Source organism: Monashia sp. HAY1-11D (assembly GCF_056868035.1).
On sequence record NZ_CP200320.1, the window covers coordinates 1 to 11,955 of the forward strand.

The following is an 11,955-nucleotide window of genomic DNA, read 5'->3' on the forward strand; positions in this document are numbered from 1 at the left end:
GGAAAATGCGGCAGAGGCCCTGCCCGGGGTGTCCCGGGAGGGCCTCTGTCGTGAAAGTGTGTCCGGCTGCGTCCTACTCTCCCACACCGTCACCAGTGCAGTACCATCGGCGCTGAAGGGCTTAGCTTCCGGGTTCGGAATGGGGCCGGGCGTTTCCCCTTCGCTATGACAGCCGAAACTCTATGGAGATCTCAAACACCCGGGGTGTGGAGTGTTTGTGTCTCGGGAACTGCACAGTGGACGCGGAGCATCTTCGTAGGGTCAAGTTGTCGGCTTATTAGTACCGGTCAGCTCCACACATTGCTGTGCTTCCACATCCGGCCTATCGACCCAGTCGTCTAGCTGGGAGCCTCTCGCCCTCGCGGGCCTGGAAACCTCATCTTGAAACGTGCTTCCCGCTTAGATGCTTTCAGCGGTTATCACTTCCGAACGTAGCTAATCAGCGGTGCTCCTGGCGGAACAACTGACACACCAGAGGTTCGTCCATCCCGGTCCTCTCGTACTAGGGACAGCCTTTCTCAAGTTTCCTACGCGCACAGCGGATAGGGACCGAACTGTCTCACGACGTTCTAAACCCAGCTCGCGTACCGCTTTAATGGGCGAACAGCCCAACCCTTGGGACCTACTCCAGCCCCAGGATGCGACGAGCCGACATCGAGGTGCCAAACCATGCCGTCGATATGGACTCTTGGGCAAGATCAGCCTGTTATCCCCGGGGTACCTTTTATCCGTTGAGCGACGGCGCTTCCACAAGCCACCGCCGGATCACTAGTCCCGACTTTCGTCCCTGCTCGACATGCCTGTCTCACAGTCAAGCTCCCTTGTGCACTTACACTCGACACCTGATTGCCAACCAGGCTGAGGGAACCTTTGGGCGCCTCCGTTACCTTTTAGGAGGCAACCGCCCCAGTTAAACTACCCACCAGGCACTGTCCCTGATCCGGATCACGGACCGAGGTTAGATATCCAGAACGACCAGAGTGGTATTTCAACGTTGACTCCACCGGCACTGACGTGCCCGCTTCACAGTCTCCCACCTATCCTACACAAGCCGTACCGAACACCAATACCAAGCTGTAGTAAAGGTCCCGGGGTCTTTCCGTCCTGCTGCGCGTAACGAGCATCTTTACTCGTAGTGCAATTTCGCCGAGTTCGTGGTTGAGACAGTGGAGAAGTCGTTACGCCATTCGTGCAGGTCGGAACTTACCCGACAAGGAATTTCGCTACCTTAGGATGGTTATAGTTACCACCGCCGTTTACTGGCGCTTAAGTTCTCAGCGTCGCACTCGCGTGCTAACCGGTCCCCTTAACGTTCCAGCACCGGGCAGGCGTCAGTCCGTATACATCGTCTTGCGACTTGGCACGGACCTGTGTTTTTAGTAAACAGTCGCTTCTCCCTGGTCTCTGCGGCCGATCACGCTCGGGAAGCAAGTTCCGTCACGATCAGGGCCCCCCTTCTCCCGAAGTTACGGGGGTATTTTGCCGAATTCCTTAACCACGATTCACTCGATCGCCTTGGTATTCTCTACCTAACCACCTGAGTCGGTTTGGGGTACGGGCGGCTCGAACCTCGCTAGAAGTTTTTCTCGGCAGCATAGGATCACCCTCTTCCCGCATTCGCGGTCACTATCAGGTCTCAGGCGTCGCAACTCAATGCGGCGGTCCGGATTTGCCTGGACCGCGCCCTACACCCTTGGACGTGGACAACCATCGCCACGCGGAGGCTACCTTCCTGCGTCACTCCATCGCTTGACTACTACCCGCTCGGGCCGTGCGCTCCACACACCCGATGAGACCGAAGTCTCGGTGGGCGTGCTTCAGGCACTTAGCATCACGGGGGTCATCAGGGGCGGTTCTTCGCCGGTTCCGGAATATCAACCGGATGTCCATCGACTACGCCTGTCGGCCTCGCCTTAGGTCCCGACTTACCCAGGGCAGATTAGCTTGACCCTGGAACCCTTGGTTATTCGGCGGACGGGTTTCTCGCCCGTCATTCGCTACTCATGCCTGCATTCTCACTCGTGTAGCCTCCACGGCTGGATCACTCCGCCGCTTCCCTGGCAACACGACGCTCCCCTACCCATCAACACGCCTGGACACCGGTCCCGCAGGAGCCGGTGCCGAGCAGTATGTCAATGCCACAGCTTCGGTGGTGTGCTTGAGCCCCGCTACATTGTCGGCGCGGAATCACTTGACCAGTGAGCTATTACGCACTCTTTGAAGGGTGGCTGCTTCTAAGCCAACCTCCTGGTTGTCACAGCAACTCCACATCCTTTCCCACTTAGCACACGCTTAGGGACCTTAGCTGGTGATCTGGGCTGTTTCCCTCTCGACTACGGAGCTTATCCCCCGCAGTCTCACTGCCACGCTCTCACTTACCGGCATTCGGAGTTTGGCTAACGTCAGTAACCTGGTGAGGCCCATCGGCTATCCAGTAGCTCTACCTCCGGCAAGAAACACGTGACGCTGCACCTAAATGCATTTCGGGGAGAACCAGCTATCACGGAGTTTGATTGGCCTTTCACCCCTACCCACAGCTCATCCCCTCAGTTTTCAACCTAAGTGGGTTCGGTCCTCCACGCAGTCTTACCTGCGCTTCAACCTGGCCATGGGTAGATCACTCCGCTTCGGGTCTAGACCCAGCGACTAAAACGCCCTCTTCGGACTCGCTTTCGCTACGGCTTCCCCACACGGGTTAACCTCGCCACTGAGCACTAACTCGCAGGCTCATTCTTCAAAAGGCACGCTGTCACCCCACACGCCCAACGGCGGGAGGCTCCAACGGATTGTAGGCACACGGTTTCAGGATCTATTTCACTCCCCTCCCGGGGTACTTTTCACCTTTCCCTCACGGTACTTGTCCGCTATCGGTCACCAGGGAATATTTAGGCTTAGCAGGTGGTCCTGCCAGATTCACACGGGATTTCTCGGGCCCCGTGCTACTTGGGATCCCTCACTGGAGTCCACACCATTTCGTCTACGGGGGTCGCACCCTCTGTGCCGAGCCATTCAATGCTCTTCGACTATGACGCAGATTTCTCACTCCATGCCAGAGTGTCAGCTCCGGCCGCAAGGTCCCACGACCCCGGACATGCAACGCCTGACAGCTATCACACACGCCCGGTTTAGCCTCATCCGCTTTCGCTCGCCACTACTCACGGAATCACTGTTGTTTTCTCTTCCTGTGGGTACTGAGATGTTTCACTTCCCCACGTTCCCTCCACACACCCTATATATTCAGGTGCGGGTGACTGGACTTGCCTCCAGCCGGGTTTCCCCATTCGGAAATCCTCGGATCACAGCCTGGTTATCGGCTACCCGAGGCTTATCGCAGATTCCTACGTCCTTCTTCGGTTCCTGGTGCCAAGGCATCCACCGTGTGCCCTTAAAAACTTGAGCCACAAAGATGCTCGCGTCCACTGTGTAGTTCTCAAAACACAACCGGCACCCACCACCACCCATGCACCAGCATCGGATCGGGCGGGCCCACACCCAGAAGAAACAGCGCACCCACCACCAGCGCACGCGACCGCGCGCCGGCGTTGGGGTCTGATCCCTCAGGACCCAACAACGTGCCAGACACCCACCCGAACCCGCGCCGCGTTCCACTCCCTCAGATCCTCGCGGACCGTCACCGGGTTGTACTAGCGAGCCACCGGCTCGACCAGGTGCCAACTAATCGATGTTCCACCCATGAGCACCCCCACCAGGCGTTCGCTGGCGGCGGGCCACTGCGCCACCAGACCCCGAACGGGCCCGGCAGCGAAGCTGCTCCTTAGAAAGGAGGTGATCCAGCCGCACCTTCCGGTACGGCTACCTTGTTACGACTTAGTCCCAATCGCCAGTCCCACCTTCGACGGCTCCCCCCACCACCACAAGGGCTTAGGTTGGGCCACCGGCTTCGGGTGTTACCGACTTTCGTGACTTGACGGGCGGTGTGTACAAGGCCCGGGAACGTATTCACCGCAGCGTTGCTGATCTGCGATTACTAGCGACTCCGACTTCATGGGGTCGAGTTGCAGACCCCAATCCGAACTGAGACCGGTTTTTTGGGATTCGCTCCACCTCACGGCTTCGCCACCCTTTGTACCGGCCATTGTAGCATGCGTGAAGCCCAAGACATAAGGGGCATGATGATTTGACGTCATCCCCACCTTCCTCCGAGTTGACCCCGGCAGTCTCCTATGAGTCCCCACCATCACGTGCTGGCAACATAGAACGAGGGTTGCGCTCGTTGCGGGACTTAACCCAACATCTCACGACACGAGCTGACGACAACCATGCACCACCTGTACACCAGTCCGAAGACGCACCCATCTCTGAGTGATTCCGGTGTATGTCAAGCCTTGGTAAGGTTCTTCGCGTTGCATCGAATTAATCCGCATGCTCCGCCGCTTGTGCGGGCCCCCGTCAATTCCTTTGAGTTTTAGCCTTGCGGCCGTACTCCCCAGGCGGGGCGCTTAATGCGTTAGCTGCGGCACGGAACCCGTGGAATGGGTCCCACACCTAGCGCCCAACGTTTACGGCATGGACTACCAGGGTATCTAATCCTGTTCGCTCCCCATGCTTTCGCTTCTCAGCGTCAGTAGTGGCCCAGAGACCTGCCTTCGCCATCGGTGTTCCTCCTGATATCTGCGCATTCCACCGCTACACCAGGAATTCCAGTCTCCCCTACCACACTCTAGCCTGCCCGTACCCACTGCAAGTCCGGGGTTGAGCCCCGGATTTTCACAGCAGACGCGACAAACCGCCTACAAGCTCTTTACGCCCAATAATTCCGGACAACGCTCGCACCCTACGTATTACCGCGGCTGCTGGCACGTAGTTAGCCGGTGCTTCTTCTGCAGGTACCGTCACTTCCGCTTCTTCCCTGCTGAAAGAGGTTTACAACCCGAAGGCCGTCATCCCTCACGCGGCGTCGCTGCATCAGGCTTCCGCCCATTGTGCAATATTCCCCACTGCTGCCTCCCGTAGGAGTCTGGGCCGTGTCTCAGTCCCAGTGTGGCCGGTCGCCCTCTCAGGCCGGCTACCCGTCGTCGCCTTGGTGAGCCACTACCTCACCAACAAGCTGATAGGCCGCGAGCCCATCCCAGACCGAAAAACTTTCCACACGGTAGAGATGCCTCTCCGTGTCATATCCGGTATTAGCTCCGGTTTCCCGGGGTTATCCCAGAGTCTGGGGCAGGTTACTCACGTGTTACTCACCCGTTCGCCACTGATCAGGCCAAGCAAGCTTGACCGTCACCGTTCGACTTGCATGTGTTAAGCACGCCGCCAGCGTTCGTCCTGAGCCAGGATCAAACTCTCCGTTGATGTTCAAACAAACCCACGAAGGGCCAAACTGATCCAGGCTGAGTCACGAACAACCAGCACAAAATACTGATCGTCGTTGTCAACCAAAGAAATTTTCATCATCCAAGGAACCAGCAACCAGACGCCACACAGGACACCAAGTCAAACGCCAGCCCCTCGAGACGAGGTAAATAGGCATCGATTTTTGACACGCTGTTGAGTTCTCAAGAATCAGACACACACCATCAACCACACCCACACACGCAGGCCCGGCCTCCGGGGCAACCCTTCAAACTTACTCACCGACCCCACCGGAGTCAAATCCGCGGCCCGCCCAGAAGAGCGGTCCCCGACATGCTCCGAGATGGCCTCGGCTGGCGATGTTTCCCGACCTCAGGTCAGGTTCGACATCGACGTCATGCCCCGGGTCCCGGCCGCCGCGGGCGTCCGTTCCGCCCGGTCGGGCTGACGTCGTAACGTTAGCCCCACGACCCGGACGAAGACAAATCCGTCCACGCCGCCCGTCGACGGCGGCCGACCTGCGTCCGGGAGCAGGCGCAGGACCAGCGGCCCAGGGCTCCGTCGGGTCAGGCGATGCGGTCGATGACGATGGGGTCGAGGACGGGCCGCGATCCCTCGGGAGCCACGGTGATGCCGCCATCGAGCGCCGCGATCGCCCTCTCGAAGCGCTCCGGCTCGTCGGTGTGCAACGTCAGCAGCGGCTCTCCCCCGCGGACCGTGGCCCCTGGCTTGTAGTGGATCTCCACTCCGGCCCCCGCCTGCACCGGGTCCTCCTTGCGGGCCCGCCCGGCGCCGAGCCGCCAGGCGGCGACACCGACGGCGAGCGCGTCGAGCTCGACGAGCACGCCGTCGGCGGGTGCCAGCACGTGGTGGGTCTCCCTGGCCGTCGGCAGGGGCGCGTCGGGGTCTCCCCCTTGGGCGCGGATCATCCGGCGCCAGGCGTCCATGGCTCGTCCGTCGCGCAGGGCGTCGGCGGGATCGACGTCGACACCCGCCGCCTGCACCATCTCCCGGGCCAGCGCGAGGGTCAGCTCGACGACATCCTCGGGCCCTCCGCCCTCGAGCACCTCGACCGACTCGCGCACCTCGAGCGCGTTGCCGGCCGTGAGGCCGAGGGGCGTGCTCATGTTCGTCAGCAGCGCGACGGTCCTCACCCCGGCGTCGGTGCCGAGGCGCACCATCGTCTCCGCCAGCTCGCGCGCCTGACCGAGCTCCTTCATGAATGCGCCGGACCCGACCTTGACGTCGAGGACCAGCGAGCCCGTCCCCTCGGCGATCTTCTTGCTCATGATGGAGGTGGCGATGAGGGGGACGCACGACACCGTGCCGGTCACGTCGCGGAGCGCGTAGAGCTTCTTGTCGGCGGGCGCGAGGCCGGATCCTGCGGCGCAGATGACGGCTCCGACCTCCTCGAGCTGGGCCAGCATCTGCTCGTTGGTCAGGTCGGCCCGCCAGCCGGGAATCGACTCCAGCTTGTCGAGGGTGCCCCCGGTGTGGCCGAGCCCTCGTCCGGACAGCTGTGGCACCGCGACGCCGCATGCGGCGACGAGCGGTGCGAGCGGGAGCGTGATCTTGTCGCCGACCCCACCGGTCGAGTGCTTGTCGCTCGTCGGGCGAGACAACGAGGAGAAGTCGAGCCGCTCCCCCGAGCGGATCATGGCGTCGGCCCACCGGGCGATCTCGCGGGCGCTCATGCCGTTGAGGTAGATGGCCATCGCCAGGGCGGACATCTGCTCCTCGGCGACGACACCGCGCGTGTAGGCGTCGATGACCCAGTCGATCTGGGCGTCGGTCAGCTCGGACCGGTCCCGCTTGGCGGAGATGACGTCCACGGCATCGAAGGCTTCGCTCACGGCGCCATCATTCCCCAGCGCGGCGCGCTCCGGGGCCGGGAGCCGGTCTCACGCCTGCGCGGCGTCGAGGTCGGCGCGCCCGAACGCCTGCGGCAGCACCGCCGACATCGGCAGCACGCCCTCCGGCGTCATGAGCAGGCACTCCGGACCGCCGTTCTCCCAGAGCAGCTGACGGCAGCGTCCGCAGGGCATGAGGGGCCGGCCGTCGGCCCCGACGCAGAACACGTGGGTCAGGCGGCCGCCGCCGGTGGCGTGCAGCTCGGAGACCATGCCGCACTCCGCACAGAGCGCGACGCCGTAGGCGGCGTTCTCGACGTTGCACCCCGCCACGACGCGTCCGTCGTCGACGAGGCCGGCGACGCCGACCCGGAAGTTCGAGTACGGCGCGTACGCGCGCTCCATGAGCTCGACCGCCCGACGCCGCAGCGCGTCCCAGTCGACGGGCGTCGGCTCGCTCATGTGGCCTCGCCCTTGCGGTAGACGACGCCGTCGGCCGCCGGCATACGCAGGCGTTGCGAGGCGAACGCGAGGACGAGCAGCGTCGCGACGTACGGCGTCATGCCGGTGAACTGGTTCGGCACGGTGTCGGACAGGAGGAACCACGTCATCGCGAGGACACCCATGACGACCGTCGGCACGCCGGCGAGCGGCTTGCCCCGGCGACGGCGGACGACCTGCCAGACGCCCCAGGCGACGAGGCCGACCGCGATCGGCAGCAGGTAGGCGTGCACGACGTCGCCACCACCGCGCAGCTGGACGGCGTCGGTGTAGCCGAAGAGCGCCGCGCCGCCGGCCAGACCTCCGGGGCGCCAGTTGCCGAAGATCATCGCGGCGAGGCCGATGAAGCCACGACCGCCGGTCTGGCCCTCGCGGTAGAGGTTGCTGGCGACGAGGACGAGGAAGCCGCCCGCGAGGCCCGCGAGCCCACCGGAGACGAGGACGGCGGAGAACTTGTAGCGGTACACGCTGATGCCGAGGGACTCGGCGGCGACCGGCGACTCCCCGCACGACCGCAGCCGCAGACCGAAGGCGGTGCGCCACATGACCCACCACGTGACGACGAGGAGGAGCACGGCGATGACGGTGAGGATGTTGAGGTTGGTCGTCAGGGCCCGCAGCACCGACGCGAGGTCGGACAGCAGCCACCAGTGCCTCTGCTCGAGGCTCAGCAGCGGGTCCGAGACACCGGGGACCGACAGGAACGGCAGCTGGTGCAGCGGTGGCGACTGCGTCGGACCGCCACCCGGCAGGCCGGTGAAGGTGCGCACCGCGAGGTAGGCGCCGGCACCGGTGCCGAGGAGGTTGATCGCGACGCCGGAGACGATGTGGTCGACCCCGAAGACCACCGTCGCGAGGGCGTGGATGGCGCCCCCGACGACGCCCATGAGGATCGCGCCGAGGATGCCGGCCCACGGGCCGTAGTGGAAGCCGAAGAAGGCCCCACCCCACGTGCCGAGGACCATCATGCCCTCGAGACCGATGTTGACGACGCCGGCCCGCTCGCTCCAGAGGCCGCCCAGACCGGCCAAGCCGATGGGCACCGCGAGACCGATGGCGGCCATGAGCGCGCCGGAGGAGTCGATGTCGTTGGCGCCGGTGACGACGCGCACCGTCGAGACGACGAGGAGGGCGCCGACGACGATCGCCGCCCAGAACCAGCGCGGCCGGCCGGTGCGCGGGGCCGCCGGGGCGGTGGCCGGGGCCGTCTCGGTCATGACCGGGGTGCTCATACCCGGACTCCTTCCGTCCGGGCGGCGGCTTGCCGGGCGAGCTCGGTGGCGACGCGGCGCTGCTCGAGGCGGACGTTCGCGCGGCGCACGACCTCGTACGCGATGACGACCGACAGCACGATGACTCCCTGGATGACGAGCACGAGACGGTCGCTGACGCCCGCGCTGATCTGCAGGCCGTTGCCCTGCCCGTCGAGGTAGGCCCACAGCAGGGCGGCGAACGCGATGCCGACCGGGTGGTTGCGACCGAGGAGGGCGATGGCGATGCCGGCGAAGCCGAGACCGGCCTGGACCGTGTCGCCGTAGACGTAGTCCTGGCCGAAGAGCAACGGCATGCCGACGAGCCCCGCCGCCCCGCCCGAGATGAGCATGGAGGTCAGCACCATCCGCTTGACCTTGACCCCGCTCGCGATCGCCGCGGACTCGCTGCGGCCGGTCGCACGCAGGTCGAAGCCGAACCGGGTCTTGTTGATGACGAACCAGTAGAGGATGCCGACGAGGATCGCGAGGACGACGAGGCCGTAGACCTTGCTCGGCGTCGCGATGATGCCGTCGAGGGAGATGCCGGGGACGCGGGAGTCCTCGGGCAGCGGCTTGGTGTTCGTGGCGTTGCTGCCCTGGACCCGCTGCGCGGTCTTGCTCAACAGGAACGCGACGAGGAAGGTCGCGATGGCGTTGAGCATGATCGTCGAGATGACCTCCGACACCCCGCGGGTCACCTTGAGCAGGCCGGCGATGCCGGCCCACACGGCTCCCGAGGCCATGGCCACGACGAGCGCGACGATGATGTTGAGCCAGCCCGGCAGGTAGCCCTGGCCCGCGAAGAGCGCTGCGGCGAACGAGGCGACGCGGTACTGGCCGTCGACGCCGATGTTGAACAGGTTCATCCGGAAGCCGATGGCCACCGCGATCGCCGAGAGGTAGTAGACGGTCGCGCCGTTGATGATGGCGATCACCTGGCGCGGCAGCGGCACCTTGAACAGCTGGGCCCACACCGCGCCGACCGGGTCACCCGCGACGAGCAGGATGACCGTCGTCACGACGACCGCAACGACGATCGACAGGAGCGGCGCCGCGGCTCCCATGAGGAGACGGCGGGCGTCGAGGCGGGTGCTCATCGGGTCTTCCCCTCGTCGTCGGTGCCGGCATCGAGCTCGTGGGTCGACGCTGCCCAGGTCGGATCCGCAGGGCCGTCCGCCGTGGGGTCGGCCGTGGAGTCCGCAGTGGAGTCCGCCGTGGAGTCCGACGTGGCGCCCACGGTCGCGTCGGCGCTCGCACCGTGCGCGGCCTCGGCGCCGGCGGGCGAGTGCGCGCCCGTCATGGCCGCGCCGAGCTCCTCGCGGGTGACGACGTCCGGGTCGAACTCGCCGGAGAGGCGTCCGCGGAGGATGACGCGGATGGTGTCGGACAGGCCGACGAGCTCCTCGAGGTCGGCCGAGATGAGCAGGACGCCGAGGCCCTCGCGGCGGGCCGCCTTGATGTGGTCCCAGATCGCCGCCTGCGCGCCGACGTCGACGCCGCGGGTCGGGTGGGCGGCGACGAGGACGCGCGGGTTGCGGCGCATCTCGCGGCCGATGATGAGCTTCTGCTGGTTGCCGCCCGACAGCGAGCCGGACGTGACGTCGATGGAGGGCGTCCGCACGTCGAACTGCTCGACGATCGTCTGGGTCTCGCGCTTGGCGCCGCCGGCGTTGACGAGGATGCCGCCGGGACCGGTCACGTTGATGCCCTCGGTCTGGTGCCCGAGGATGACGTTCTCCCAGAGCGGCGCCTCGAGGAGCAGCCCGTGACGGTGGCGGTCCTCGGGGATGTAGCCGATGCCGGCCTCCCGGATCTCGCGGACCTGCCAGTCGGAGATGTCGACGTCGCCGAGGAGGATGCGCCCGCTCGAGGGTTCGCGCATGCCCATGATGACCTCGACGAGCTCGGCCTGGCCGTTGCCCTCGACGCCGGCGATGCCGACGACCTCGCCGGCGTGGATCGTCAGGTCGATGGAGTCGAGCAGGTCGCGGCCGCCCGCGGGGTCGGCGAGCGAGGTGTTCTCGATGGTCAGGACCGGCGTCTGGGTGACCGTGGACTCCTCGGTCGAGGGCGACGGCAGCTCGGACCCGACCATGAGCTCGGCGAGCTGGCGCGGCGTCACGCCCGTCGGGTCGACCTCGGCGACGGTGGTGCCGCGCCGGATGACGGTGATGGCGTCGGCGACCTTGAGCACCTCGTCGAGCTTGTGCGAGATGAACACGACCGTCAGGCCCTCGGACTTCAGCTCACGCAGGTTGTCGAAGAGCTCGTCGACCTCCTGCGGCACGAGGACCGCGGTGGGCTCGTCGAGGATGATGATGCGCGCGCCGCGGTAGAGGACCTTGAGGATCTCGATGCGCTGGCGGGCGCCGACGCCGAGGTCGGCGACGAGCGCGTCCGGGCGCACGCCGAGGCCGTAGGCCTCGGAGATCTCGCGGATCTTGGCGCGGGCGGCGTCGCCGATGCCGTGCAGCTTCTCGGCCCCGAGGACGACGTTCTCGAGCACGGTGAGGTTGTCGGCGAGCTGGAAGTGCTGGAACACCATGCCGATGCCCACGGCGATGGCGTCGGCGGGCGAGCGCAGCTGGCGCACCTGGCCGTCGACCTCGATGGTGCCCTCGTCGGGCTGCTGGACCCCGTAGAGGATCTTCATGAGCGTCGACTTGCCGGCGCCGTTCTCGCCGACGATCGCGTGGACCGTGCCCTTGTCGACGGTGAGCGCGATGTCCTTGTTGGCGACGACGCCCGGGAAGCGCTTGGTGATGCCCTCGAGCCGGACGGCGGGGGTACCGCGGTGGACGGCCTGCGGAGGCTCGCCGGGCTCGCCGCCGGTCACGGACTCGTTGGTGACGATGACACACACTCCTCATGCGGGCCCGCGTCGACGCGGGCGTCGATCGAGTATTGAACCAGCACCTGCGAACCTAACAACCCGCGACGTGCCGGGGGGTGAACTCCGGAAGATGCGACGGCCCGGACGACGCGCACGCGCCGCCCGGGCCGCCCGGGAGGGCCGGCCGCTACGGCCGCGGCCCCTG

Annotated in this window: 5 protein-coding genes and 3 rRNA genes; all 8 read right to left on the reverse strand. The window is 65.2% G+C overall.

Going from position 1 to position 11,955, the window contains the following annotated elements; genetic code table 11:
* Positions 1–60 precede the first annotated feature (60 nt).
* Positions 61–177 (reverse strand): 5S ribosomal RNA (gene rrf, locus AC1VM9_RS00005).
* An 80-nt stretch (positions 178–257) separates the two neighbouring features.
* A 23S ribosomal RNA gene (locus AC1VM9_RS00010) occupies positions 258–3,399 on the reverse strand.
* A 380-nt stretch (positions 3,400–3,779) separates the two neighbouring features.
* Positions 3,780–5,313 (reverse strand): 16S ribosomal RNA (locus AC1VM9_RS00015).
* Together the 16S, 23S and 5S rRNA genes form the textbook arrangement of a ribosomal RNA operon.
* Positions 5,314–5,879: 566 nt before the next feature.
* A complete protein-coding gene (locus AC1VM9_RS00020; protein ID WP_481346882.1) occupies positions 5,880–7,166 on the reverse strand; it encodes a thymidine phosphorylase in 1,287 nt (428 codons plus the stop codon).
* A gap of 48 nt (positions 7,167–7,214) precedes the next feature.
* The gene (locus AC1VM9_RS00025; RefSeq protein ID WP_481343964.1) at positions 7,215–7,625 is read right to left on the reverse strand and encodes a cytidine deaminase; all 411 of its coding nucleotides are present in this window, start codon (positions 7,623–7,625) and stop codon (positions 7,215–7,217) included.
* Complete coding sequence (locus AC1VM9_RS00030) at positions 7,622–8,896, reverse strand: ABC transporter permease (RefSeq protein WP_481346883.1); 1,275 nt, start codon at positions 8,894–8,896, stop codon at positions 7,622–7,624. The genes AC1VM9_RS00025 and AC1VM9_RS00030 overlap by 4 nt, the downstream gene beginning before the upstream one ends.
* Positions 8,893–10,014 (reverse strand): ABC transporter permease, encoded by a 1,122-nt coding sequence (locus AC1VM9_RS00035; RefSeq protein WP_481346884.1) that lies wholly within the window; start codon positions 10,012–10,014, stop codon positions 8,893–8,895. The genes AC1VM9_RS00030 and AC1VM9_RS00035 overlap by 4 nt, the downstream gene beginning before the upstream one ends.
* Positions 10,011–11,753, reverse strand: coding sequence for an ABC transporter ATP-binding protein (locus AC1VM9_RS00040; protein ID WP_481346885.1), 1,743 nt, complete (start codon positions 11,751–11,753; stop codon positions 10,011–10,013). Before AC1VM9_RS00040 ends, AC1VM9_RS00035 begins: the two co-directional genes overlap by 4 nt.
* Between the last annotated feature and the right edge of the window lie 202 nt (positions 11,754–11,955).